The organism is Aeromonas sp. R4-3, assembly GCF_040908275.1.
GTDB lineage: Bacteria > Pseudomonadota > Gammaproteobacteria > Enterobacterales > Aeromonadaceae > Aeromonas > Aeromonas rivipollensis.
In genome coordinates this window covers 1-25,323 of record NZ_JBFODK010000061.1, presented here as the reverse complement: position 1 = coordinate 25,323, position 25,323 = coordinate 1, and the positions used below count along the sequence as shown (strand labels likewise).

Below are 25,323 nucleotides of genomic sequence, written 5' to 3'. Positions count from 1 at the left end.
AAAGGTGAGCCTGGGCTCACCTTTTTTGCATTCAGTGCAAACCTGAACCCTCAAGAATCCAGGTGCAACCAGGCCGCTATGGCCAGTTGCAGTCCCACGAGATCGGCGCCGTGCAGCAGGGCCGAAAGCCGTTCTTCCTCAGCCCCTGCCAGCAAGCGCTGCTGCACCCTAAGTGCGGGCAACCAGGCAGGGGTCTGCGCCAGGTTCTCGGCGGCCTCGGCCACCAGGTCACAACCCTGCAGCATCCCTTGCAGCGCCTGCGGCCGCTCCTCGTCCTCGCACTCCAGCCAGAGCTGCTCGTGATGCTGCCAGAGCTGCAGGCCAAGCGTGATGCAGGCCTTGCCATCTAGCCCGCCGACATCCGGCAAGGGTTGCACCGTCAGGGGCTTGCCGAGCCCCGCCAGCCGATAGCCCCGTTGCGCCTTGGATTGGGCTCCCAACCTGACGCCCCCCAGCTCCGCCAGCCGCGCCGCCAGCCCGAACAGGGCGCGGGCGTCGCCTGACTTGAGCTCCAGCTCAAGCTCGTCAATCTCGCTGCGTCCCAGGACACCGACAATCTCCCCTCGATCCCAGGCCAGCTCTATCTGGGCCCCCTCGAAGGCGATGAGCCAGTGACGGCGCAGGAAGTCGGTGCTGAACTGGGCCACCAGACTGGACTGGATCTCGTCGCGCACGGCCAGGCTCGGCCAGATGTCATCAGGGAAGGCGGACAGGGTCGGCAGATCCCCGCTCACCGGGGCATTGTATTCGGGTCTGGCGTGCAGCCCGCCAACCACCTGGCCACGGCATTTAATCGTCTGCTCGGAAAAATGATCGCTGCGGCGGATCCGCAATCCCATGTCGAGCCAGCGTAAATCCAGCTTGGGCGTATCGAAATAGACATTGCCGAGCCTGACCTGCTCAGAGGAGATAATTTCAAGTGAATTCAGAAAGTTGGAGAGAGATTCTTGAATATTGCTGGTGACGAAAAACTTTATCTCGATCTCAGTTTGCATAGTCATTCCGGGCAGGCAGGCAACTTTGGGGGGCATGATCCGGGTCGCGAGGATATAATGCCAGCGATAGATAAGGATTAATTCACGGTTTTATTGATGGCACAGTTCGGTTATCCTGCGCCCCTCATAAAATCGTATCGAGTGTTTTTTCACCGACACAGGTTTGGCCATGCCAGTAAATACTATTTTGGGTCTTTTTGCCAAGTCCCCCATCAAGCCGCTGCAGAAGCATATCGTCAAGGTTCACCAGTGCTCCCAGCAATTGGTTCCCTTCTTTGATGCCGTTGCCGAAGACCGTTGGGAAGATGCCGAGAAAATCCGGCAACAGATAGCCCAGCTGGAAAAAGAAGCGGACATTCTCAAACGCGAAATTCGCCTCAAACTGCCTCGCGGTCTGTTTCTGCCGGTCGCCCGTACCGATCTGCTGGAACTGCTGACGCAACAGGACAAGATTGCCAACCGTGCCAAGGATATTTCCGGCCGCATGCTTGGCCGCAAAATGGAATTCCCCACCGAGATGCGTGCCGATTTCATGGCCTATCTCAAACGTTGTATCGATGCGACCGCCCAAGCCGAAAAAGCCATCGGAGAACTCGATGAGCTGCTCGAAACCGGCTTTAAAGGACGTGAAGTTGAAATGGTTGCCGAGATGATCCACCAGCTGGATCTCATCGAGGACGATACTGACACCATGCAGATCGGGCTGCGCCAACAGCTGCAAGCCGTTGAGCACAAGTACAATCCGATCGACGTTATGTTCCTCTACAAGATCCTCGAATGGGTAGGTGACCTGGCTGATCAGGCCGAGCGCGTTGGCGCCCGTCTGGAACTGATGCTGGCTCGTTCGTAATCGACTGACTGGGTAAACACTACTAATGGACATTATCGCAAATTACGGCACCACCCTGGTGCTCGTGGCGGCCTTGTTCGGCTTTTTGATGGCCTGGGGCATAGGTGCGAACGACGTCGCCAACGCCATGGGCACATCGGTCGGCACCAAGTCTCTGACCATACGTCAGGCGATCATCATCGCCATGATCTTCGAGTTCGCCGGTGCCTATCTGGCCGGTGGCGAAGTCACGGCGACCATCCGCAACGGCATCATAGATACCAATGCCTTCACCGATACCCCGGATCTGCTGGTGCTCGGCATGATAGCCTCCCTGCTGGCGGCCGGCCTCTGGCTGATCCTGGCCTCCTACTTCGGCTGGCCCGTCTCCACCACCCACTCCATCATAGGGGCCATCGTCGGCTTCGCCGTGGTGAGCGTCGGCCCGGAAGCGGTGCAGTGGAGCAAGTTTGGCGGCATAGTCGGCTCCTGGGTGGTCACACCGGCCATCTCGGGCATCATCGCCTACTTCATGTTCATCAGCGTGCAGAAGCTCATCTTCAACACCGACAACCCGCTGGCCAACGCCAAGCGCTATGTCCCCTTCTACATGTTCCTGACCGCGCTGGTCATCTGTCTGGTGACCATCAAGAAGGGGCTGACCCACGTCGGTCTGCACCTGAGCGACGGCGAGGGCATACTGCTCTCCATCGCCATCTCGGTGACCCTCTCCATCGGCGGCTGGTTCTACATTCGCGGTCAGCAGTACAACCCGCAGGATGACAACAAGATGCACTTCGCCAACGTGGAGAAGGTGTTCGGCATCCTGATGGTGATCACCGCCTGTGCCATGGCCTTCGCCCACGGCTCCAACGACGTGGCCAACGCCATAGGCCCGCTCTCCGCCGTGGTATCCACAGTCGAGAGTGCCGGCCAGATCACCGGCAATTCCCACATCGCCTGGTGGATACTGCCCCTTGGCGGCATAGGTATCGTCATCGGTCTGGCCACCATGGGTGAGAAGGTAATGGCCACCGTCGGCACCGGCATCACCCACCTGACCCCGAGCCGTGGCTTCGCCGCCCAGCTGGCTACCGCCGCCACAGTGGTGATCGCCTCGGGTACAGGTCTGCCCATCTCCACCACCCAGACTCTGGTCGGTGCAGTGATGGGGGTGGGTCTGGCCCGTGGCATAGCCGCCTTGAACCTGGGCGTGCTGCGCAACATAGTGGTCTCCTGGGTCATCACCCTGCCCGCCGGCGCCATCCTGGCCATCGCCATCTTCTATGTGCTGCAGGCCTGCTTCTCTTAAGCACCTCACAGCAAAAAGCCCGGGTCACTGACCCGGGCTTTTTTATGCCTCTGAGTTGCCTGAAACGGTCGCCGACGCTTAGCTCATCGACCCTGCAGAGGCGCTTATTCGTCGATAAAGGTCCACTCGTCGCGCACCCGGCTGATGGCATCGAGCCGGCGCTTGGCGAGTTGCTCGCGGATCCCCTCCCCCTTGAAGCCCGCCGCCACTATCTCCTTGACCGGCACAGCCTGGGCTGCCGCCAGGGCCTGGGCCACATAGTCCGGCTGGCTGTAGACCTTCTCTTCGAAACCGGTACGACCGTGGAAGTCGGCGCGGCAGGCATCCAGCAGCTGGGCGAAGCGCTCCGGCCTGCGCCAGGCATCCGCCTTGTCGAACACCTTCAGCAGGGTCGGCGGCTTGAGATCGAAGGCGATGTGGATGTGGGTGTGCAGATCGCTCACCAACAGGGCCAGGTCGCGGCAGTCGTTCGGCACCCTGAACCGCTCGCAGAAATCCCGGATGAGCGGCAACCCTTTCTGGCCATGGCCGTGATGGCTCGGCCAGAACGCGGGCGGGGTCAGGCCCTTGCCAAAATCGTGGCAGAGGGCGGCGAAGCGGACCGGCAGATCCGGGGAGCGCTGGCAGGCCTGATCCAACACCATAAGGGTGTGAATGCCGGTGTCTATCTCAGGGTGCCACTTGGCGGGGGCCGGCACCCCGAACAGGGCATCCAGCTCGGGAAAGAGCGCCTTGAGGGCGCCACAGTCGCGCAATACCTCGAAGAAGACCCTGGGAGTCTGCCCCAGCAGCACCTTCTCCAGCTCCTTCCAGACCCGCTCCGGGGTCAGGTGGGCGAGCTCGCCGGCGTCGGTCATCTCCCGCATCAGGGCCAGGGTCTCGGGGGCCACCACGAAACCCTGCTCATGGAAACGGGCGGCGAAGCGCGCCACCCGCAGGATGCGCAGGGGATCCTCGGCGAAGGCCGGGGAGACGTGGCGCAGCAGCCGCGCCTCCAGATCCCGGAGCCCGCCATAGGGATCGTGCAGTTGCCCGCTCTCGTCTTCGGCAATGGCGTTGATGGTGAGATCCCGGCGCAGCAAATCTTGTTCGAGCGTCACCTCGGGGGCGGCGTGACAGACGAAGCCGGTATAGCCCTGCCCCTGCTTGCGTTCGGTGCGCGCCAGGGCGTACTCCTGCTGGGTGCTGGGGTGGAGAAACACCGGAAAGTCGCGGCCGACCTGGGTGAACCCCAGGTTCAGCATCTGTTCCACAGTGGCACCGACCACCAGATGGTCCCTGTCCCCCTGGGGCAATCCCAACAGGCGGTCACGGACCGCCCCCCCAACCAGATAAATCTGCACGCGCACTCTCCCTCGATAAATCTGCCTCGATGATACCGCTTTTGGCCGTCATAGACGATGCGCCCGCAAGAGGCCCGCCCGCCACCCCGGGAGAAAGCACCGGAAGATGGCCGCTTATTGCCATAATCCGGGCGCGATCACCCCAGGCATTTGGGGCACCGGCTATGATGCCTCTCTTATGGCGTCCGGGTCTTTGACATCCCTCTGGGGAGGCTTTAACCTGCCGCCCATAACAATGGAATGGATCCTTATGTACACACAGTTCTTCGGTCTGTCGGAGCCCCCGTTCTCCATCTCGCCCAACCCCAAATACCTCTATATGAGCGAACGTCACGGGGAGGCCCTCGCCCACCTCAACTACGGGTTGCAGGACGGTGGCGGCTTCGTGCTGCTGACGGGGGAAGTGGGTACGGGCAAGACCACAGTCTCCCGCTGCCTGCTCCAGCAGTTGCCCGCCGAGACCGAGATCGCCTACATCCTCAATCCTTCCCTGACCGAGCGGGATCTGCTGGCGGCCATCTGTGACGAGTTCCAGTTGCCCTATGCCCAGGAGGCCAGCCTCAAGCAGCTGTTCGATCTCATTCGCGACCACCTGCTGGCCAATCTGGCGGCGGGCAAGCGCAGCGTGGTGCTGGTGGATGAAGCCCAGCATCTGCTGCCCGGCGTGCTGGAGCAGTTGCGACTGCTCACCAACCTCGAGACAGACGAGAAGAAGCTGCTGCAGGTGGTGCTCATCGGCCAGCCGGAGCTGCAACAGATGTTGCGCCAGCCCCTGCTGCGCCAGCTGGCCCAGCGCATCACGGCCCGCTATCACCTGCTGCCGCTCTCCCGCCAGGACGTGGATGCCTATGTGCGCTTCCGGCTGCAGGTGGCAGGCTGCGTCCAGCCCATATTTACCCCCAAGGCGATCCAGACTCTGCATCGCCTCTCCGGCGGCATCCCGCGCCTCATCAACCTCATCTGCGATCGCGCCCTGATCGCCGCCTTCGCCCGCGGCAGCCACAAGATAGTGCACGGCGACATCAGCCAGTCGGCCTATGAGGTGAGCGGCATTCGCGACGAGGGCACCTGGCAGTCCGGTCTGCTGGTCGCGCTGGCCGGCGCCCTGCTGGTCGCCACCGGCTGGTGGGGCTGGCAGTGGTTCGGGGTCTTCCCGACCCGCCCCCTGGTCAAGGTGGAAGTGCCGGTCAAGGTGGATGACACCCCTGAGCAGCAGGAGCAGCTGACCCGCGCCATCAATCAGGCACTAGATCCCGGTGTGGCCATGCAGAATCTCTACAGGGTGTGGGGCTACCAGACCGAGCTGGAGGAGTCGACCTGTGACGACGCCCCCCGCGCCGGGCTGCGCTGCCAGGAGGGGGAAGCCAGCCTGGCACAGCTGCAGGCCCTGCAACACCCGGCCCTCATCAGCCTGACCGACGAGACCGGCGGCCTCTACTATGCCACCCTGGTCAGCCTGGGGCCGGACAAGGCCTCCTTGCTCATCGGCAATCAGAGCTGGCAGGTGGACAGACAGTGGCTCTCCGACGCCTGGGGGGGCAGTTATACCCTGCTGTGGCGCATGCCCAAGGGCGGGGTGACCCTGATCGGCAGCAATGCCGGTGCGACCCAGGTGCAGTGGCTGGACAATGCGCTGAGCCGCGCCATGCAGCAACCGGATCGCAAGGTGAGCCGCTTCGATGCCACCCTAAAGAACAAGCTGCAGCAGTTCCAGCGCGAGCAGGGACTGACCCCGGACGGCATCGCCGGCAGCAATACCCTGCTGCGCCTGAATGCCGTGGCCGGTGAACCCATGCCGAGGCTGGAGGATGAATCCCTGCGTGCCAGCACCCCTGTCGATCTGGATGCCGTGGTGGATGACGCCATGGATCCCTTGGTGGAGGAGGCCTCCTGATGTCTACCCTGCTCAAGGCCTTGCGCCGCGCCGATCAGCCCCAGTTTACCCCCCACATGCCCCTCATGGGCCTGCCCGTGAGCCAGGAGGAGGAGCCTGACCGCCGCTGGATCTGGTGGGTACTGGCACCCCTTGCCCTGATCATGGGGGCGGCCGCCAACTACGGCTGGCACCTCTATCATCTCAAGCCCATCGAACAGCAGATCGAGGTGAAGGAGGTGGTGACGCCCCCCTTCGTGCGGGTCGAACCCAGACCCATGATCACCCGCCCGCTGCCTCCGCCCCTGCCAGAACCCGTGGTGCAGCCCAAAGCCGTTGCCGCGGCTCCCGCAACGGCGACCGCCAGCAACGGCAACGGCACCCAGAGCCTGGCGGAGCGCATCATGATGGCCCTCAACAACACCCCGCTGGTGGAAGAGACGGCGCCCCAGGCACAGCCCCAGTCCGGCGCCATGCCGATCAGCGCCCTGGATCCTGCGCTGAAGCAGCAGGTACCTCCCCTGACCTATGGCGCCCACAACTTCTCCTCCGACCCGGCCAAACGCGCCGTGGTGCTCAACGGGCGGGAGTTGCACGAGGGCAGCGAGGTCGCCCCCGGGGTACTGCTGGTCGCCATCGCCCAGGATTACATCATCCTGCAGGTCGGCGGTCAGCATGTCAGCCTCAAGGCGCTGCAGGACTGGCGCGGCTGAGCGAGCCACAATGGCAAGCCGGGCCTGCGGGCCTGGCCGGCATTTCAAGAGGGAGCCCGAGAGCTCCCCTTTTTAATCAAAACATGAGAACCCCGTGAGCCATTCAGATAACAGCACTTTCGCCACCCTGGCGTTGTACTGGTATCAGCACAAAGACCGCTACACGTGGGTTAATTTTGTTTTAAATCAATAACATGAGAGTAATGTGAGCAACTCAGATAACGCGACTTTCGCCACCCGGATCCTGGACTGGTACCAGATCCACGGCCGCAAGACCCTGCCCTGGCAGGAGGACAAGACCCCCTACCGGGTCTGGGTCTCCGAGATCATGCTGCAGCAGACCCAGGTCGCCACCGTCATCCCCTACTATCAGCGCTTCATGGCCCGCTTCCCCGATGTGCTGGTGCTGGCCGACGCCCCCATCGACGAGGTGCTGCACCACTGGACCGGGCTCGGTTACTACGCCCGCGCCCGCAACCTGCACAAGGCGGCCCAGCAGATCCGCGATCTGCACGGCGGCCTGTTTCCGGAGCGGCTGGACGAGGTGATGGCCCTGCCCGGGATAGGTCGCTCCACCGCCGGTGCCGTGCTCTCCCTCTCCCTCGGCCAGCCCCACGCCATTCTGGACGGCAACGTCAAGCGGGTGCTCACCCGCTGGCTGGCACTGCCGGGCTGGCCAGGCCAGAAGCAGGTGGAGAACGATCTGTGGGAGCTGGCGACCCGCCTGACCCCAAGGCTAGGCGTGGCCCACTACAACCAGGCCATGATGGACATGGGCGCCACCGTCTGCACCCGCAGCAAGCCCGCCTGTGATCGCTGCCCGGTGCAGGCCGATTGCCAGGGGCTGTCGCAGGGCAACCCCACCGCCTACCCCAACAGCAAACCGAAGAAGAGCATTCCGGCCCGCAACGGCATCATGCTGATCATTCGCCACGGTGACCAGCTGCTGTTGGAGAAGCGTCCCCCCCAGGGGATCTGGGGCGGCCTCTACTGCTTCCCCCAGGTGGAGTCCCTGGCCGAGATCGAAGGGCGCCTGCAGGGGCTGGGACTCGATGAGACCGACTACCGGGAGCTCGCTGGATTTCGCCACACTTTCAGTCACTTCCACCTCGATATTCGGCCCTTGCTGATCGAAATGGCTGCCCCGCCGCCCCCCTTGCTCATGGAAGCGGATTCCCGACTCTGGTATAACTTACGCCATCCTGCCGAGGTGGGATTGGCGGCCGCCACGGCCCGCCTGCTCGCCTACCCGGACTTACAACCACAGAGGTCAACATGAGCCGTACCGTATTTTGCCAGCGTCTGAAAAAAGAGGGTCCTGGCCTGGATTTCCAACTCTATCCCGGCGAACTCGGCAAGCGGATCTTCGACAACATCAGCAAGGAAGCCTGGACCGAATGGCAGAAGAAACAGGTGATGCTGATCAACGAGAAGAAGCTGAACATGATGAATCTCGAGCATCGCCAACTGCTGGAAAAGGAGATGGTGAACTACCTGTTTGAAGCGGGTGAAGTGGCCATCGACGGTTACACCCCTCCCAGCCAGTAAACCGAGTCGGCGAGCAGGGCGCAGAGTGCCGAAGCCCGGCATCTGCGGCCATGGGGCTCCCGGCACTGTGCCAATGTGTTGTCCCCGTGATCCAGGTTGAGTGCCCATCGACGGCTGGCCTCTTCTGGTTCAAGGCAAATGAGTGACGGGCGGCCCCACCGCCCAGTTTGAGGATCTTATGGGTCGAATTTTTTGGCTGCTGTGCGCCCTGCTGTTTCTCTCTGCCTGCTCCTCTTCTCCCAAACCCGGGGCAGAAGACGAGGATCTGGTCAACGGCAAGGACATCCGCGGCTTCGAACACATGATCAGTGCGCTCTCCCATAACGTGAACGAGATATGGGGACGCGAGGCACTGTTTGCGGGCAAGTTTGACTACGTCAAATACACGGATCAATACAAGAGCCGGGCCCACGTCGACTTCTCCAGCGGCCACATCATGGTGGAGACTGTCTCGGGCATAGATCCCCGCGCCCACCTGCGCCGCGCCATCATAGAGACGCTGCTGACCCCGGACGATCCCGCGGAAGTGGATCTCTATTCGGATAGAGAGATCATGCCGGGTGGCGAACCCTTCCTCTATGGCCAGGTGCTGGACACCCAGGGTCAGGCCATCCGTTCCGGCTGGCGCGCGGAGCGCTATGCCGACTACCTGCTCGCCAGCGCGATGAAGAAACGCACCCTCGGCATCCGCACCATCTTCTTCGTCGATATCCCCATGGTGGCCAACCATGAGGACAAGCGCGGCTACAAGTACGCCAGCATCATCCGCGAGGCCTCCCGCAAATACGGCGTCGCCGAGAGCCTGATCTATGCGGTGATCAAGACAGAGAGCAGCTTCAACCCCTATGCGGTCAGCCATGCCAATGCCTATGGCCTGATGCAGGTGATCCCGGCCACCGCCGGACGGGACGTCTATGTGCGGGTCAAGGGCAAGAACGGCCAGCCGACCCGGGAGGATCTGTTCAATCCGGCCTACAACATAGACGTGGGGACTGCCTATCTGCACCTGCTGCAGACCGTCTATCTGGCGGATATCCAGGATCCCCAATCCCGTCGCTATGCGGTGATCTCCGCCTACAACGGCGGCGCGGGCGGGGTGCTCAACACCTTCTCCAGCAACCGCAAGGCGGCCCCTGACATGATTAACCGCCTCTCTCCCGAGGCTGTCTATCAGGTGCTGACCGAGCAGCACCCCAAGGCGGAGGCCCGTCGCTACCTCTACAAGGTCAATCAGGCCGAGAAGGGGTTCAAGCGTACCGTCGCCGTCCGGGCGGGCTGACGGCAGACACAAAAACAGCAAGGGCGCTTATGTAGCGCCCTTGCTGTCAGCATGGTCTGCGAACTTACTTGGCGATGAAGCCGCCCTTGCTCTGGGGAGCGGCACCTACCTTCTCCAGGTGCTCGACCTCTACCTCTGTCTTGTTCCAGCTGTGGTCAACCTCGCCGCGGATGCGGATCAGATCGTTCGGGCCCACTTCGACGCCGCGCCACACGTCCCCGTCCACTTCCACTTCCACTTCGCCGCTCTCATCGCGGAAAGTGTAGTTCTCGCCGCCAAGGTGCTTGACCAGCTTGCCTTCCAGGGTCACCCACTGATCATCTGCCACGTCTTTCAACTGCGCGACCGAAACCTTGTTCTGCTCCTGGGGACCGGTATAGGCCGCCATGGCGAAAGAAGAGACGGACATCAGGGCCACCAGGCCGATTACCTTTGCTTTGTTCATTTTCACGCTCCTGTCATTGGGGTATGCAGGCATCTTGCCCGGGCTGGCGTGAAACAAACGTGAAGCCTCCCCCATCCAGGGGAGACCAGTGTGACCGCAATCGATTTAATGCCCATGGCTTGCTGCAAGATTGTATTCGAGTGGATACCGTGCAGCCTGGCAAAGGGGTCCCCAGCCCCTTGCCTTCGAGGAACAGCCCGCAGGCAGCGCCTGCATCCACTCCATGAGAACAGCAAGATGAACAAATGGCTTCTGTGTTTACTGGGGCTCTTAGCCCTGACGGCCCATGCCACCGAGACGCGTCCCCCCTTCTCCCGCATAGTGATGTTCGGCGACAGCCTCTCCGACACCGGCAAGATGTACGGCAAGATGCGCGGTTATCTTCCCTCCAGCCCGCCCTACTACCAGGGCCGCTTCTCCAACGGCCCCGTCTGGCTGGAGCGGCTGACCCAGCCGTTCCCGGGGCTGAAAATAGTCAATGAAGCGGAGGGGGGCGCCACCGCCGTGGCCTACAACAAGATCTCCTGGAACCCCAAGTATCAGGTCATCAACAATCTGGACTATGAGATCACCCAGTTCCTGGAGAAGGACAGCTTCAAGGAGGACGATCTGGTGATCCTCTGGGTCGGCGCCAACGACTATCTGGCCTATGGCTGGAATACCGAACTGGACGCCAGGCGGGTGCGCGACGTCATCAGCGACTCGGCCAACCGCATGGTGCTTCATGGGGCAAAACAGATCCTGCTGTTCAACCTGCCGGATCTGGGCCAGAACCCCTCGGCCCGCAGCCAGAAGGTGGTGGAGGCAGCCAGCCATGTCTCCCGCTATCACAACGAGCTGCTGCTGAACCTGGCACGCCAGCTGGCCCCTACCGGCATGGTGAAGCTGTTCGAGATCGACAAGCAATTCGCCGAGATGCTGCGGGATCCGCAGAATTTCGGCCTGAGTGACACAGAGAACGCCTGCTACGGCGGGGGCTATGTGTGGAAGCCGTTCTCGTCCCGCAGCGCCGCCACCGACAGCCAGCTTGCCCCCTTCAATGCGCAGGAGCGCCTCGCCATCGCCGGCAACCCCTTGCTGGCTCAGGCCGTTGCCAGTCCGATGGCTCGCCGCAGCGCCAGCGAGCTCAACTGTGAAGGCAAGATGTTCTGGGATCAGGTCCACCCGACCACGGCCGTGCACGCCGCCCTGAGCGAGCGCGCCGCCACCTTCATCGAACGGGAGTACGAGTTCATCCCCCAGTGATGGGCAAGCAGATGCAAGAGGCCGACTTCACGTCGGCCTCTTTATTGGAGCCAGTTGTTCCCCACAGTGAACCAACAAAACTCGTATGACACTCATCACAGAATCGGGTCATACCCCCACGGTCATCAGCCGACTCCTCTATGATGCAGATGGTTATCACAATATGTTTTATATCAGTTGCTTGTGGATTTTAAAAAGCGAGCTACGTTTAAACATGTTGTGGCTGGACACAAGCCCAACCCATGAGGCGAGGCGACACAAATTCGATCTCTCCCACAGACAAATTGCAGAGGCTTCATATGAACAAAACACTGATTACCTTGCTGGTTTCAGGCTTGCTTGCGGCCAACGCTCAGGCAGCCGGACAAGACAATACCTGGTATGGCGGTGCCAAACTGGGTTGGTCCAACTTCTACGGCGTCGACGAGAGCAACAGTATCTCCACCGAAGACAAGGATGATGACGAAGTGGGGGCCGGTGTCTTCGCCGGGTACCAGATCAACCAGAACCTGGGGATCGAGCTCGGTTACGACTACCTTGGCAAGCTCAAATACAACGGCACCCGGAATGCGGCCGCCTTCAACGACGATGTCGAGGCGCAGCTGGCGCAGCTGACCCTGAAGCTTGGCTTCCCGGTAGCTGAAAACCTGGATCTCTATGGTCGCGTCGGCGGTGGTTACGGCTGGACCAGCAGTGACAAGCTGGACAACGACAACGACTTCACCTTCGTCGGTGCGCTCGGCGCCGAGTACGCCTTCAACCTGGACTGGGCAGCTCGCCTCGAGTACCAATACAGCACCCCTTACGGCAGTCGTGAAGACACAGGCCTGCGCATGGACAACGGCCTGCTCTCTCTGGCCGCCGTCTATCGCTTCGGCCAGGTCCCGCCGGCCATGCCGGTTGCAGCCCCGGCCCCGGCCCCCGAGCCCGTGGTGGTCGACAAGCAGTTCACCCTGAGTTCGGATGTGCTGTTTGACTTCAACAAGGCCACCCTCAAGCCGGAAGCCGGCCAGGCACTGGATACCCTCTACACCCAGATTGAGGAAGCCAGACCCAAGGATGGCTCTGCCACCGTCATCGGCTATACCGACCGTCTCGGCTCCGATGCCTATAACCAGAAGCTGTCCGAGCAGCGCGCACAGACAGTCGCCGACTATCTGGTTGGCAAGGGGCTGCCTGCCGGCAAGGTCAACGTGGAAGGGCACGGCGAGAGCTCTCCTGTCACCGGCGAGAGCTGCACCAACCAGTCCAGGCGTGACCTGATCGTCTGCCTGGCCCCGGATCGCCGGGTAGAGGTCAAGGTACAAGGGGTATCGGAAGTTCAGCAATAACCCCGGCGTCAGATAACAAAACGGGAGGCCCAGGCCTCCCGTTTTTCATTGTCCCTTTCAGCTGCGGGTGCGCACATCCGCCGCTATCTGATCGAGTAGTTGCTGCCAGCCCTGCCCCAGCTCGTCGACCAGGGCACCATACCCATCGGCCGGCAAGACCCGCTCCTGCTGGAAGGGTACGTCCCGCAGCACCACTCCCTCCTCCGTCAGCAAGCGCCAGCGACCGCTCAGCAGGGCGCGGCCATCGTGCCGTCCCTGGAAGCGTTCAACCGAGATGGTCAGCACGGGTCCCTTGCGGGCCCCATCCTGCCGTATCACCCAGCCCGGCAGCCTGCTGGAGAGGCCATTGAGGGTAAGCTGGTTCAGCTGGGCATCCAGCGAACCCGCCCAGCGATGGTACTCGGCAAAGTGCAGCTCCTTGCCCTCCAGCTGATAGACCAGACTCATCCGATCCAGCTGGCCAGAGAGGGCGACGGGACGCAGCACCAGCTGGTGCTGGGGCTGCGCCGTGACGCCGTTCGACTGCGGGATCTCCGCGTCCAGCGAGTAGTAGTGCAGTGCCGTAGGGGCTGCGCTGCATCCCGCCAGCAGGCCCAGCAAGGCCAGGGTCATCATCCGTTTTTTCATCATTTTCCTCGCTTGGGCTCAGGATCCTGGGGGAATGGATGCGGTCGAAGATCTACGAATTTGGCCTCTCGATTAAGGGTTGGCAAAGTCAGAGACATCATCATTTTCCTCGCTTGGGCTCAGGGTCCTGGGGACGGGAGCGGTCGAAGATCAGCGAACTGGGCTGCTCGTTCAGTGAATGGACCAGGGGTTGCAACTCCCCCATCAGCTGATTGAGAGACTGCACCGACTGACGCAGCTCCTGGTTGGTCTGGGAGCCGGCATCATAGGTCTGCAGGGTCTCCTGCAACTGCTTGAGACTCTGGTTGAGCGACTCGGGCAACTGCTGGGTCGAACGCTGACCGGTGAACTGCTCCAGATTGGCACTCACGGCCTTGATGTGCTTGAGGGTCTTGTCCAGGGTCGCCAGGGTGGTATTCACCTGCGTCAGCGTGGTGGCCATGTCCATGTCGACAAACTTGTCGAGGATGAGGTTCACCTTGCGCTCTATCTGATCCAGCCCGGCCTGCACCGTCGGGAACACCTGATAGCCTGCCAGCTTGATGGGCTCATAGGCAGGGGCATCCGGATAGAAGTTGAGATCCACTACCTTGCCGCCGGTCAGCAGACTGGACGTCTTGAGGCTGGCCCGCAATCCCTCCTTGAACTGCTTGCTGAACAGGGCCCGCCACTGCTCCCGCTCCGCGTTGGCGTAGCGATGGGAGAGGCGTTGTACCTCGATGCGGGCCAGCACGGGGATCTGCCGGCTCTTGAAGATCTGCACTCCCTTGTCGTCGATGAGGTAGGGGGCAGAGATGACGGTGCCGACCCGAATGCCGCGGTATTGCACCGCCGCCCCGGGGTGCAGGCCACCCACGTTGTCCTCGAACAGGAAGACGTAGTCGATGAACTGATCCAGGCTACCGGCCAGCACGCTCGCCTCGTCCTGGAACAGGGTGAAGCTGTCCATCTGCTTGACCGGCTCACCGGGTGTCCAGCCTGGCGGCAGCCCCATGGTGATGCCGCCGTCCAGCAGGCTCTCCAGCGAGTCCATCTTCACCTTCATCCCCTCGCTGCTCATGGAGACCTCGAAGCCCGGCGTCAGCCAGAAGCGGGAGTTGCTGCTCACCAGGATGTCGTAGGGGGCATTGATGAAGAGCTGGTACTGCATCTCGCTCTTCTCGGGCAGGAACTTGGCCTCTTCTATCTGGCCTATGGTGAAGCCCTGATAGCTGATGGGAGAGCCAATCCCCAGGGCACGCGCATCGCGGCTGCTGAGGGAGAGCCTCAGCCCCTTGGCGTCCACCGAGGCGAGCGGGGGCTTGTCCAGCATGGCGTATTCACCGCGCGCCTTGCCCTTCTTGCCTGGGGCGAGTTCGATGTAGGCCCCGGAGAGCAGGGTGCCAAGACCCGACACCCCTTCCCGTCCGACCCTGGGTTTGACCACCCAGAACTGGCTGTCCTTCTTGAGCATGCCGGCGGCGGCATTGGTCAGGCGAGCCTTGAGCACCGCATGGCTGTAGTCATCGCTAAGCTCCACCGCCTCGATGCGACCCACTTCCACCTCGCGGGAGCGGATCACCGTCTTGCCCGCCACTATGCCCTCGGCGGTGGCGACCGTCAGGGTGAAACTGGGGCCTTGTGAATACCAGTGCTGGAACAGCATCCAGGCTCCGATGAACAGCGCCAGCAGTGGCACCATCCAGATAGCGGCGGCCGAGCTCATAAAGTCAGAGCCCGGTTTCCACCTCGTCTTACGCTCACTCACGTTCGCGCTCTCCTTGTTGTAAATCCCAGATCAGGCGGGAATCGAAACTCATGGCGGCCACCATGGTGATCAAAACGACCCCGGCAAAAGCAATGGCCGCGGGGCCCGGGTAGATGGTCATCAGATTATCGAGCCGGATGAGGCCAGCCAATATGGCCACCACGAAGACGTCGATCATCGACCAACGTCCCACAAATTCGGTCATGCGATAGAGCTTGAGCTTGCCAAGGGGAGAACCGACCCGGCCACGCTGCACCATGTAGCAGAGCCACAGCAGTGCCAGTATCTTCACCAGGGGCACCACCACGCTGGCGAAGAAGATCACCGCGGCTATGGGGTAGGAGCCCATGGCCCAGAGCAACACCACACCCCCCATGATGGTGGAGGGAGTGTCGTCCCCCAGAAAGACGGTGTCCATGATGGGATAAAGGTTGGCAGGGATATAGAGGATCACCGAGGTGATGAGCAGTGCCCAGGTGCGGTTCAGGCCGCCCGGCTTGCGGTGATGGAGACGATCGCCACAGCGCGAGCAGCTATGGGCATCGCCGTCATTGAGCGCGCCGCAGATGTGGCAACCCACCAGCCCGCACGCCAGGGCACTGGCTTCGGGATCCAGTTCCCTCACCTCGGTCGGGCCGAACAGCCGCTGCCACAGCCACATCCGGTCCAGGGACGAGATCATCTTGATCAGCAGCACGGTGTAGCCCACGAAGGCCCAGAACGAGAGCCCCATCTTGACGTCCGCCATGCCCATCAGCTTGACCAGGGAGATGAGCACCCCGATGAGGAAGACATCCACCATCAGCCAGGGCTTGATCCGGCATAGCAGTCGGCCGAGGGAACGCAGGGCATTGCTGTGCAGATCCTTGTCGAGCCGCCAGAGCACCAGCATGATGGACCCGATATAGACCAGTGGCAGGCCGATCAGGGTCAGGCTCAGCACGGCCCCCAGAAACAGATAGCCCTGATCCACCAGGGTGGTGATGCACTGCAGGAAGGTCATCTCCTGCCCCACCCCCTTGGCCGAGAAGGACATGAAGGTGAAGGCGTTGGAGAGCACGAACATGATCAGCGCCGCAAAGCCATAGGCGATGGGCCTGCGCTCCTGCTGCGGCAGGTGTGCACTCAGGGTGTGACCGCAACGGGGACAGCTGCTCGTCTCCCCCACGGCCAGCGCGGTGGCCGGCACCAGCAAGTCACACTCTTCGCACGCGGTCGCGTCATGGGTATAGGTAATTGGGTGTTGGTGTGAAACCGAATGCAAGATAAGACCCCAGCATGAGGCCGCGAACGGCCAGAGGCGCCAATTATTGCAGCCACCGCAGCTAACCACCAGCCCTGTTCATGTACAGGGCCTTAAGGGACGCGAGATACATAGGCATAGGCGCGGCCTGGAATGGGGGTCTTGTAGCATCGATCGAATCTGCATCCAGGGAAGAGGGGCATATTTATCTGCAGATTTGCTCAAGCCCATGCACATCAGCCCCTGTTCACCGATGCTTTGGCGGCGGGGTGAGAATGACTTTGACAAGCCTGTGACCATTTAGCACAATCAAACGCCACTTTTTTTCCGCGGGACAATAATTTATGACAACTGAATCCCCAAGCTACTCCACCATCGAGCAGGCCTTCTCTCTTGGGAACGGGCAAGATTCTGCCCTCAACTGGTTGCGCAAGAACCGCAGTCAGGTCGCCATCTTCCTGGTGAGCGGCATCAAGCTGGAAGGGACCATCAGCGGCTTCGACCAGTACAGCGTGCTGTTGACCGATGCCCATGGCAATCAGCAACTGGTCTACAAGGCCAAGATCTCCACCATCGCCATGCACTCAGGTCGCCCGGCGGTCAGCATCCAGCGCGCCCGCAAGCCACGGGTCTCCATGACCCCGCGCCCCCACGGCGGCCCGAGCCGTTATGACGACAATCAGGGCGGTAGCAGCGAGCAGTGATGCTCGCCTCCTCCTCGCTCTGAGCTTGCCGCTGCGTCAATCGGTGACGACGCGCATCCCCACTCTCATGTCATGCCTGTCCCGTATGAGAGTGGGTCTTCTCCCCCAGGCGGCCTCGATGACCAACCCGTTTTCTCAGTAGGTCAATCCGACCGGCTTCCCTTCCTTGACCATGCACACCTGCATGCCCGCGGCCTCACCGGCCTGCGCCCCTATGCCAGTGTCCTCGAACACCAGACAACCCTCAGGCTCGACTCCGAGTCGCTGTGCCACCAGCAGGAAGGTATCCGGGTGGGGTTTGTGCAGCTCCACATCGTCGGCGGTCACCACCACGGGGAAGTAGCGATCCAGCCCGGTATTGCGCAGCACGGCCTCGGCATTGATGCGGGGTGAACCTGTGCCTATGCCCATGGGGATGAGGCCGTGATAGCGCCTGACCAGATCCAGCATGGCCGGGAAGGGGGTCGCCTTGTGCAGGTTGGCCACGTAGTGCTCCGTCTTGCAACGCGTCACCACCAGCGGATCCAGCGCGATCTGCTGCACCTCGGCCACCAGCAAGGCTATCTTGCGACTGGGCATGCCACCCAGCTCATAAAACCAGTCGGCATCGAACTGAAAGCCAAACTCGCGGGCGGTATGCTCCCAGGCGGCCAGGTGCAGGGGCATGGAGTCCACCAGGGTGCCATCGAGGTCGAAGACCAGGCCTTGAAATCCGGAGAGGGTCATGGTGCAGGATCTGTCTGTGGAAAATGGGCCCCCATTCTAGCCAGACCCGGGGATCATCGCCATGCGTCAGAGGGCGAGAAACGCTTGCGACCACATTTATGCCGAGGAAGAGGGCCGCCGCCCTGATGCCGCGACAAAGGAGGGAGGGCGGGCCCGAGTCAGCGATAGGCCAGGGTACAGGCCCGCCCCTGCGATTTGGCGTGATAGAGCGCCTGATCCGCCTGCTCGGTCAGGGTCTGCCACCCCTTGTCCGAGGAGGGGATCAGATAGCTGAAGCCGATGCTGACGGTGAGCGTCGCCGCCACCCGGGAGGCCGGATGGGGGATCTGCAGGGCTTCCAGTCCCTGGTGGATCTGCTCCGCCAGTCGCTCCGCCTCCCCGGGTTGCGGGGCGCACAGCAGTATCACGAACTCCTCGCCGCCATAGCGGGCCACCAGATTGGTGCGCCGCCGCTCCGTCTCCTGCAGCAGGGCCGCGACCCGTTGCAGGCACTGATCCCCCTTGCCATGGCCGAAGTGGTCGTTGTAGGACTTGAACTCATCCACGTCTATCATCAGCACCGCCAATACCCCCTGATGGCGACGCGCCCGCTCCCACTCCCGCTCCATGGTGATGTCCCATTGACGGCGGTTGGCGATCCCGGTCAGGGGATCCTCCAGCGACAATAAGGAAAGACGCCGGTTGGCCTCCTCCAGCGCCCGGTTGGTGTCGGCCAGCTGCCGGGTCCGCTCCTGCACCCGCAGCTCCAGGTCACGGTTGAAACGCTCGAGCGCCGCCTGGGTGCGCTGGCGGATCAGCAACTGGGAGAGCACGGCGGCATACTGCTTGAAGATCTCGCTCTGATACGCCTTGAGCGGGCGGCGCCAGAGCAGGTTGTCGGCCGCGATCCAGCCGATGGGGGTACCCCCGTCCCAGAGCGACACCATGGCATTCCAGCCGCGCCCCACCTCCTGCTTCTCGTAATAGAGCGGGGTATCTTCCAGCACCAGCACATAGTCCTTGCGGCGCAGCGCCTCCTGCACCGTGGGGTGCTCCGGAATGGGGCTGATGAAATGGCGCTCGTCGATGAGCTCGCCCGCCTCGTTGGTGCCCCAGGTCCCGTGCATGGTCTTGAATTCGCTGTCCGTCAGGAAGATGGCGATGCGATCGAACTGCAACTCCTGGCGTGCCAGCACCACGGCATCGTGCAGCAGGCGATCCTCGCTGTCACAGCGCGACAGCTTGACCCCCACCTGGTGCAGCGCCTGCAGCATGCTGAGGAAGGAGTCCTGCAGGGCCTGGCTGCGGACGAGGTCGGCCTGGGTGTTGATCCGCTGATCCCGCTCCAAATCGACCTGACCGGCGAGCCGCCGGCTCTCCAGCTCGGCGGCGAGGTAGTGCATCAGCAGTTGTATGCTCTGCTGCTGGCGCCTTGGCAGGCGATCGAGGCGGCGCCGGGTTTCCAGATAGACCACGGCCTCCAGCCCCTTGTGGCGTTTGAGCGGGAAGCAGGCACGCAGGCGCGGGGCCTCAGGCTCGACGCTCTCCCAGATGGTGCTGGACGGCGCGATGGGCTCTACCAGCAACTGGCCGAGATCGAGGGAGCGCTCTATGAAGAGGAGGGGCAGGTCGAGGGAGCTGAGCAGATCGGCGCTCAGACAGAGCAAGCTCTGCTCGGGCCTGTAGTGATAGAGCTGGGGCGTCGGTGCCCGCAGCCACAGATAGATCTGCTCGGCCTCGGTCTTTTCTCTGACCGCGGCCAAGGTCACTTCACAGAGATGTTCAAAACTGGTGAAGTGCTCCGGATCCCATTCTTGCATGCCAAATCATCCTTGGTTGTATCCAAGCGAGTATATCGGCAAAGCCTGGCCATTAATTGACCTGGCACTCAAAAGCGAGATCCAGAGCCCAGTTTTTACAACAGATTCAACGCCTGCATGGCGGCGCGGATCCGCTCGCGGGTGGCGTCAGACAGCGGCATCACCGGCAGACGGCACTCCTCGCTGCACAGGCCCAGCAGGGAGACGGCGTATTTGGCACCGGCCGGGCTGGGCTCGAGGAACATGGCCTGATGCAGCGGGATCAGCTTGTCCTGCAACTCGCGCGCCGCCTGCCAGTCACCGGCCAGGGTCAGGTTCTGGACCTCGGCCACCAGCTTGGGGGCCACGTTGGCCGTCACCGAGATACAACCCTGGCCACCACCGATGTTGTAGGCGACGGCGGTGGCGTCTTCACCGGAGAGCCAGGCAAAGGGTTTCTTGATGAGCTGACGCTCGGTCCAGGGGCGGGCCAGATCGCCGGTGGCGTCCTTCACGCCGGCGATGCGCGGCAGCTCGGCCAGGCGGGCCAGGGTCGCCGGCTGCACATCGACGATGGCGCGGGGCGGAATGTTGTAGACGATGATGGGCTTGGTGGTGGCGTCATGGACTGCCTTGAAGTGGTGGAACAAGCCTTCCTGATTCGGGCGGTTGTAGTAACCGGCCACATGCAGGGTGGCATCCGCCCCCATCTGCTCGGCGAAACGGGTGTATTCGATGGCTTCGACCGGGTTGTTGGACCCCGCACCGGCGATGACAGGGATCCGTCCCGCCACCTGCTTGACCACCAGCTCCACCACCCGGCAATGCTCGTCGTGGGTCAGGGTCGGGCTCTCCCCCGTGGTACCGACCGGCACTATGCCATGGGTCCCCTGCTCTATGTGCCACTCCACCAGGCGAGCCAGTGCGGCCTCGTCCAGCTGGCCCTGTCGAAATGGGGTGATCAGGGCAACTATCGAACCTTGAAACATGGGATTTCCTTCTCCTAAACAGATGGATTAGTCAATAAAAAGCCCCGGTACGGGGGTCGCTACCGGGGCTTGAATCGTCTCAGGGATGAGAGGTTACGCGCGCACGCCAGCAGGCCCGAATGTCAGGCTGTGTTTATGCTTTCGTTTCGATACGCATGACCGCATTGCATCATCTCTGGATAAATAAGGTGTCTGGGCATATTTCGGGAACACAGCATAAATGTCAAGGCGAAAGCGGCCATGTATAATGGCCGCCCAAAAAAGCGTGGAGAGTCCCAATGAGCCGTCCTGTCAGTGCCGTCAGCCAGATGCTGGAACGTAATCAAGCCCTCTTTGTCGGCAAACGGCTGTTGGTGTGTGGCGCCCTGGAAGATGATTACCCTCGTCAGCTTGCCGAGCTGGCCGACACCCTGACGGTCTTCACCACAGACTACTGCTATTTCCTCAGCCAGCAGGCGGCCCTGGGTGAGCGCATCCGGTTCGATCACCAGCTCGGCGGTGCCCCTCGTTTCGATGCCCTGCTGCTGCTGATGCCCAAGGCCAAGGCCGAGGCGCAATACCTGCTGGCCATGATGGCGCCGCTGCTGGAAAGCGGTGCAGACCTGTTCCTCGCCGGCGAGAACCGGGGCGGCATCAACGGGGCCGACAAGCTGTTGGCCCCCTATGGCGAGACGCCGATAAAACGCGACTCGGCGCGCCGCTGCTCCCTCTATCACGGCGAGCTCGGCAAGCCGGTCGCCCCCTTCGAGCTGGATGCCTGGTTCAGCCGCTATGAGTGCAAGGCCGGGGATACCGAGCTGACCGTAATGGCACTGCCGGGGGTGTTCAGCGCCGACGGCCTGGATCTCGGCAGCCAGATGCTGCTGGCGAGCCTCCCTCCCATGCAGGGCAAGCTGCTCGACTTTGGCTGTGGCGCCGGGGTCATCGGCTCCATCTTGGCCAAACGCAACCCGGCATTAGCGGTGAACATGGTAGACATCAGCGCCCTGGCGCTCGAGTCCAGCCGCCGCACCCTGGCGGTCAACGGCTTGCAGGGACGAGTCTATGCCTCTGATGTCTATTCCGATATTGCCGAAAGATTCCAACATATCGTCTCGAATCCCCCCTTCCATGCCGGGCTCAAGACCTTCTATGCCGCCACCGAAACTTTCCTGGCAAGGGCCCCCGAGTTTTTGACCGCCGATGGCGCCCTGACCATAGTCGCCAATGCCTTCCTGCGTTACCAACCTATACTGGATACGCACTTCAAACGGACCGAAGTGATAGCCGGCGATGGCAAATTCAAGGTGTATCTGAGCAAAGCCTAAATAAGTGCAACGGTTGTAATAAAACAAGTAGAGAGTGCCAGACGGGATCTGCTAAGGTACCAAGAAAACGTTTACCACCCCTTTAGGGGTGTTTTTTCGCGGCAACATGAAAACCTTTTCAAAGTATGAATTCAGGGAGAGAAATACGATGGCAGGCATACTCACCATGATATTGGCTGGCGGCGAAGGAACCCGACTCCAACCACTGACCACCACCCGCAGCAAGCCCTCTGTCCCCTTTGGCGGCAGCTACCGCTTGATCGACTTCGTGCTCAACAACTTCGTCAACGCCGACTTCCTGCGCATCTATGTGCTCACCCAGTTCAAGTCCCAGTCCCTCTACCTGCATATGAAGAAGGGCTGGAACATAGTCGGCATCACGGATCGCTTCATCGATCCCATTCCGGCCCAGATGCGGATGGGCAAACGCTGGTATGACGGCACCGCCGACGCCATCTATCAGAACCTGCGCTTCATCGAGATCTCCGACCCCGAGCACGTCTGCATCTTCGGCTCCGACCATATCTACAAGATGGACGTGAGCCAGATGGTGACATTCCACAAGCAGAAGGCCGCCGCCCTCACTGTGGCGGCCCTGCGCATGCCCATAGAGGAGGCGAGCGCCTTCGGGGTGATCGAGGTGGATCAGGAGGGTCGCATGATAGGTTTTGAAGAGAAACCCAGGCATCCGAAGCCCATCCCCGGGGATCCCACCCAGGCCCTGGTCTCCATGGGCAACTACATCTTCGAGACCGAGGCGCTCTACCGCGAGCTCAAGCGCGATGCCGCCGAGGAAAACTCCAGCCACGATTTCGGCAAGGACATCATCCCCAGCCTGTTCCCCCGCGCCCCCGTCTATGTCTACGACTACAGCACCAACGTCATCCCTGGTGAGAAGCCCAACGTCTACTGGCGCGATGTGGGGACCCTGGATTCGTATTGGCAGGCGCACATGGATCTGGTGGCCGACGATGCCCCCTTCTCCCTCTACAATCGCAAATGGCCGCTGCACACCCACTACCCGCCCCTGCCCCCCGCCACCTTCATCGACACCGATGAGTGCAAGGTCAAGATTGCCAACTCCTTGATCTCCGGCGGTTGCTTCATTCAGGGCAGCCAGATCCAGCGATCCATCCTGGGTTTTCGCTGCAACATAGGCCCCTGCAGCCACATCAGCGAATCCGTGCTGCTCGGGGATGTGAAGATAGGTGAAGGCTGCTCAATTCGACGCGCCATCATCGACAAAAACGTTGAAATTGCACCCGGCACCGTGATCGGTGAGAATCTGGACCATGACAGAGAGCGATTTACCGTATCCGAAGGCGGAATCGTCGTGGTACCTAAGGGAGCAAGAGTTGGCTATTAACCCACTGAAAGTCCTGTTTGTAGCCTCTGAGGTTGAGGGGTTGGTGAAGACCGGGGGCCTGGCGGATGTGGCCAAGGCCCTGCCGCAGCATCTCGCCCGGGGGGGTCACGACGTTCGCATCATCCTGCCCTTCTACAAGACGCTCAAGCGCCGGGATGAGGCCAAACTGCTCGCCTCGCGCTGGTTGCCCACCCCTCAGGGGCGGGACGACATCAGCTATCGCATCTATCAGCTGGAACTGGACGGGATCTGCGTCTATCTGCTCGATTGCCCGCCCTATTTCGAGCGACCCCAGCTCTATGCCGAGAACAATCAGGCCTATCCCGACAACGGCGAGCGTTTCGCCTTCCTGGCGGCGGCGGCCCTGCACGCCTGCGAGCAGCTGAACTTCGCCCCTGACATAGTCCACTGCAACGACTGGCACACCGGCCTGCTGCCGCTGCTGCTCAAGACGCGCCACGCTCACAATCCCTTCTTCCAGCGCACCCGGTCGGTCATCAGCATCCACAATGCGGCCTTCCAGGGGGTGTTCGATCGCCAGCAGTTCTGGGCCGTGCCGGAGATCCAGGACTACGAGCAGCGCATCAACTACGACTACGGCCACATCAACCTGCTCAAGTGCGGTGTGCTCTATGCCGACAAGATCAATGCGGTCAGCCCCAACTACGCCAGCGAGCTGCTGACCCACCTGGGTGCTCACGGTATGGCCAGCGTGTTCCAGCAACGGGCGAGCGACTTGCGCGGCATCCTCAACGGCTGTGATTATCAGGATTGGGATCCCGCCTTCGATCCCCTGCTGCCCGCCACCTATGACGCCGACCACCTGGCCGGCAAGCACGCCTGCAAACGGGCACTGCAACAGGAGACGGGGCTGCCCGTCGGCAACCTGCCCATCTATGGCATGGTGTGCCGACTGACCGAGCAGAAAGGGGTGCACCTGCTGATCCCGGCCTTGGACAAGTTTTTGCAACATCAGGTGCAGGTGGTGATCGTAGGTTCCGGCGATCCCTCCCTCGCCGCCCAGTTGCAGACCATAGCCCAGCAACATCCCGACAGGTTCGCCTTCATCAACGCCTATGACGACCGTCTGGCCCACCTGGTGGAAGCGGGCGCCGATTTCTTCCTGATGCCCTCCCTGTTCGAGCCCTGCGGCCTCAACCAGATGTACAGCCTGGCCTATGGCACCCTGCCGCTGGTGAGAGCCGTCGGCGGACTGAAAGATACTGTAGTGGACTGGGACGCCGATCCGGAGCACGCGACCGGGTTCTGCTTCAACGATCCCACCGCCAGCACCTTGCTCGATGCCATGCGCCGCAGCCTGCTCCACTACCTGCAGGAACCGGAACGGTTTGCCCGCGTGCAGCAAAATGCCATGCACACCCGCTTCGACTGGGCCGACTCTGTTCCCCTCTACGAGCAGATGTATCAGGACGCACTGGCCCCGGTGTGACCCAGATTGCTGAAGTTTTGTGCCCTTGATACGGCTTTATCCGTCAACAGCGAAAAAAGTCCCCTTTGGCTGTTGACGGCCCCCCAAAACTCTATAGAATCCCCCACCGCAGTGATGCGAAGGTGGCGGAATTGGTAGACGCGCTAGCTTCAGGTGTTAGTGTCCCACGGATGTGAGGGTTCGAGTCCCTCTCTTCGCACCATACTGCAACATGCTCCATCGATGGCATGTAAAACAAGATTGATGACAATGTGCGAAGGTGGCGGAATTGGTAGACGCGCTAGCTTCAGGTGTTAGTGTCCCACGGATGTGAGGGTTCGAGTCCCTCTCTTCGCACCATGCTTTTATCAGACAGCATGTAAATCCAGACTGATAACCCGAATGTGCGAAGGTGGCGGAATTGGTAGACGCGCTAGCTTCAGGTGTTAGTGCCCCCCGGGTGTGAGGGTTCGAGTCCCTCTCTTCGCACCATG

General features: G+C 61.6%; 22 protein-coding genes and 3 tRNA genes. 16 read left to right on the top strand and 9 right to left on the bottom strand.

Going from position 1 to position 25,323, the window contains the following annotated elements; genetic code table 11:
• Window positions 1-50: 50 nt before the first annotated feature.
• A complete protein-coding gene (locus AB5Y91_RS18860) occupies window positions 51-995 on the bottom strand; it encodes an inorganic triphosphatase (RefSeq protein WP_368170520.1) in 945 nt (314 codons plus the stop codon).
• 169 nt (window positions 996-1,164) lie between these two features.
• On the opposite strand from AB5Y91_RS18860, the gene AB5Y91_RS18855 reads away from it, so the two are divergent.
• Both AB5Y91_RS18855 and AB5Y91_RS18850 read left to right on the top strand, forming a co-directional pair.
• Complete coding sequence (locus AB5Y91_RS18855) at window positions 1,165-1,845, top strand: TIGR00153 family protein (RefSeq protein ID WP_025328355.1); 681 nt, start codon at window positions 1,165-1,167, stop codon at window positions 1,843-1,845.
• A 25-nt stretch (window positions 1,846-1,870) separates the two neighbouring features.
• Window positions 1,871-3,136, top strand: coding sequence for an inorganic phosphate transporter (locus AB5Y91_RS18850; protein WP_106885734.1), 1,266 nt, complete (start codon window positions 1,871-1,873; stop codon window positions 3,134-3,136).
• A gap of 104 nt (window positions 3,137-3,240) precedes the next feature.
• On the opposite strand, the gene AB5Y91_RS18845 is transcribed toward AB5Y91_RS18850, so the two are convergent.
• Complete coding sequence (locus AB5Y91_RS18845) at window positions 3,241-4,479, bottom strand: multifunctional CCA addition/repair protein (RefSeq protein WP_234566953.1); 1,239 nt, start codon at window positions 4,477-4,479, stop codon at window positions 3,241-3,243.
• A 250-nt stretch (window positions 4,480-4,729) separates the two neighbouring features.
• Here AB5Y91_RS18845 and AB5Y91_RS18840 point away from each other — a divergent pair, with 250 nt between their 5' ends.
• The 5 genes from AB5Y91_RS18840 to mltC all read left to right on the top strand — a co-directional run bounded on the left by AB5Y91_RS18840 (window position 4,730) and on the right by mltC (window position 9,892).
• Window positions 4,730-6,373: an ExeA family protein gene (locus tag AB5Y91_RS18840; protein ID WP_162627217.1), complete on the top strand. Its 1,644-nt coding sequence runs from the start codon at window positions 4,730-4,732 to the stop codon at window positions 6,371-6,373.
• Window positions 6,373-7,065: a GspB family T2SS assembly factor variant ExeB gene (gene exeB / locus AB5Y91_RS18835; protein WP_368170519.1), complete on the top strand. Its 693-nt coding sequence runs from the start codon at window positions 6,373-6,375 to the stop codon at window positions 7,063-7,065. The genes AB5Y91_RS18840 and exeB overlap by 1 nt, the downstream gene beginning before the upstream one ends.
• A gap of 205 nt (window positions 7,066-7,270) precedes the next feature.
• Window positions 7,271-8,344 (top strand): A/G-specific adenine glycosylase, encoded by a 1,074-nt coding sequence (mutY, locus tag AB5Y91_RS18830; RefSeq protein ID WP_368170518.1) that lies wholly within the window; start codon window positions 7,271-7,273, stop codon window positions 8,342-8,344.
• A complete protein-coding gene (locus AB5Y91_RS18825) occupies window positions 8,341-8,613 on the top strand; it encodes an oxidative damage protection protein (protein WP_025328361.1) in 273 nt (90 codons plus the stop codon). The genes mutY and AB5Y91_RS18825 overlap by 4 nt, the downstream gene beginning before the upstream one ends.
• A 178-nt stretch (window positions 8,614-8,791) precedes the next feature.
• Window positions 8,792-9,892: a membrane-bound lytic murein transglycosylase MltC gene (gene mltC, locus AB5Y91_RS18820; protein ID WP_106885730.1), complete on the top strand. Its 1,101-nt coding sequence runs from the start codon at window positions 8,792-8,794 to the stop codon at window positions 9,890-9,892.
• A gap of 64 nt (window positions 9,893-9,956) precedes the next feature.
• Here the strand turns inward: mltC and AB5Y91_RS18815 are convergent, their stop codons facing one another.
• Window positions 9,957-10,337 carry a YgiW/YdeI family stress tolerance OB fold protein gene (locus AB5Y91_RS18815; RefSeq protein ID WP_106885729.1) on the bottom strand — a complete coding sequence of 127 codons (381 nt, stop codon included), beginning with the start codon at window positions 10,335-10,337 and terminating at the stop codon, window positions 9,957-9,959.
• Between the two features lie 237 nt (window positions 10,338-10,574).
• Between AB5Y91_RS18815 and AB5Y91_RS18810 the strand changes: the two genes are divergently transcribed.
• Both AB5Y91_RS18810 and ompA read left to right on the top strand, forming a co-directional pair.
• A complete protein-coding gene (locus tag AB5Y91_RS18810) occupies window positions 10,575-11,582 on the top strand; it encodes an SGNH/GDSL hydrolase family protein (protein ID WP_368170517.1) in 1,008 nt (335 codons plus the stop codon).
• A 299-nt stretch (window positions 11,583-11,881) separates the two neighbouring features.
• Window positions 11,882-12,913 carry a porin OmpA gene (ompA, locus tag AB5Y91_RS18805; RefSeq protein ID WP_368170516.1) on the top strand — a complete coding sequence of 344 codons (1,032 nt, stop codon included), beginning with the start codon at window positions 11,882-11,884 and terminating at the stop codon, window positions 12,911-12,913.
• A gap of 57 nt (window positions 12,914-12,970) precedes the next feature.
• Here ompA and AB5Y91_RS18800 read toward each other — a convergent pair whose 3' ends face one another.
• The 3 genes from AB5Y91_RS18800 to AB5Y91_RS18790 form a co-directional block, all read right to left on the bottom strand.
• Entirely contained in the window at window positions 12,971-13,540 is a 570-nt protein-coding gene (locus AB5Y91_RS18800) for a membrane integrity-associated transporter subunit PqiC (RefSeq protein WP_168235864.1), read from the bottom strand.
• A 100-nt stretch (window positions 13,541-13,640) separates the two neighbouring features.
• Window positions 13,641-15,287: an intermembrane transport protein PqiB gene (pqiB, locus tag AB5Y91_RS18795; RefSeq protein ID WP_106885725.1), complete on the bottom strand. Its 1,647-nt coding sequence runs from the start codon at window positions 15,285-15,287 to the stop codon at window positions 13,641-13,643.
• Window positions 15,280-16,551 carry a paraquat-inducible protein A gene (locus AB5Y91_RS18790; RefSeq protein ID WP_289985485.1) on the bottom strand — a complete coding sequence of 424 codons (1,272 nt, stop codon included), beginning with the start codon at window positions 16,549-16,551 and terminating at the stop codon, window positions 15,280-15,282. The genes pqiB and AB5Y91_RS18790 overlap by 8 nt, the downstream gene beginning before the upstream one ends.
• A 323-nt stretch (window positions 16,552-16,874) precedes the next feature.
• On the opposite strand from AB5Y91_RS18790, the gene hfq reads away from it, so the two are divergent.
• Entirely contained in the window at window positions 16,875-17,234 is a 360-nt protein-coding gene (gene hfq, locus AB5Y91_RS18785; protein WP_111910549.1) for an RNA chaperone Hfq, read from the top strand.
• A gap of 135 nt (window positions 17,235-17,369) precedes the next feature.
• Here hfq and AB5Y91_RS18780 read toward each other — a convergent pair whose 3' ends face one another.
• The 3 genes from AB5Y91_RS18780 to dapA all read right to left on the bottom strand — a co-directional run bounded on the left by AB5Y91_RS18780 (window position 17,370) and on the right by dapA (window position 20,727).
• Window positions 17,370-17,960 carry an HAD family phosphatase gene (locus tag AB5Y91_RS18780; protein WP_106885722.1) on the bottom strand — a complete coding sequence of 197 codons (591 nt, stop codon included), beginning with the start codon at window positions 17,958-17,960 and terminating at the stop codon, window positions 17,370-17,372.
• A gap of 158 nt (window positions 17,961-18,118) precedes the next feature.
• Entirely contained in the window at window positions 18,119-19,759 is a 1,641-nt protein-coding gene (locus AB5Y91_RS18775) for a diguanylate cyclase (protein ID WP_368170515.1), read from the bottom strand.
• 95 nt (window positions 19,760-19,854) lie between these two features.
• Window positions 19,855-20,727: a 4-hydroxy-tetrahydrodipicolinate synthase gene (dapA, locus tag AB5Y91_RS18770; RefSeq protein WP_290070042.1), complete on the bottom strand. Its 873-nt coding sequence runs from the start codon at window positions 20,725-20,727 to the stop codon at window positions 19,855-19,857.
• A gap of 278 nt (window positions 20,728-21,005) precedes the next feature.
• On the opposite strand from dapA, the gene rsmC reads away from it, so the two are divergent.
• The 6 genes from rsmC to AB5Y91_RS18740 all read left to right on the top strand — a co-directional run bounded on the left by rsmC (window position 21,006) and on the right by AB5Y91_RS18740 (window position 25,321).
• On the top strand, window positions 21,006-22,034 hold the full coding sequence (rsmC, locus tag AB5Y91_RS18765; protein ID WP_368170514.1) for a 16S rRNA (guanine(1207)-N(2))-methyltransferase RsmC: 1,029 nt from the start codon (window positions 21,006-21,008) through the stop codon (window positions 22,032-22,034).
• A 106-nt stretch (window positions 22,035-22,140) separates the two neighbouring features.
• Window positions 22,141-23,400 carry a glucose-1-phosphate adenylyltransferase gene (gene glgC, locus AB5Y91_RS18760; protein ID WP_259334511.1) on the top strand — a complete coding sequence of 420 codons (1,260 nt, stop codon included), beginning with the start codon at window positions 22,141-22,143 and terminating at the stop codon, window positions 23,398-23,400.
• Window positions 23,390-24,850 (top strand): glycogen synthase GlgA, encoded by a 1,461-nt coding sequence (glgA, locus tag AB5Y91_RS18755; protein WP_368170513.1) that lies wholly within the window; start codon window positions 23,390-23,392, stop codon window positions 24,848-24,850. The genes glgC and glgA overlap by 11 nt, the downstream gene beginning before the upstream one ends.
• Before the next feature lie 116 nt (window positions 24,851-24,966).
• Window positions 24,967-25,052: transfer RNA gene (locus AB5Y91_RS18750), tRNA-Leu, on the top strand.
• Window positions 25,053-25,103: 51 nt separating this feature from the next.
• Window positions 25,104-25,189, top strand: a tRNA-Leu gene (locus AB5Y91_RS18745).
• Window positions 25,190-25,235: 46 nt separating this feature from the next.
• Window positions 25,236-25,321, top strand: a tRNA-Leu gene (locus AB5Y91_RS18740).
• Window positions 25,322-25,323: the final 2 nt, after the last annotated feature.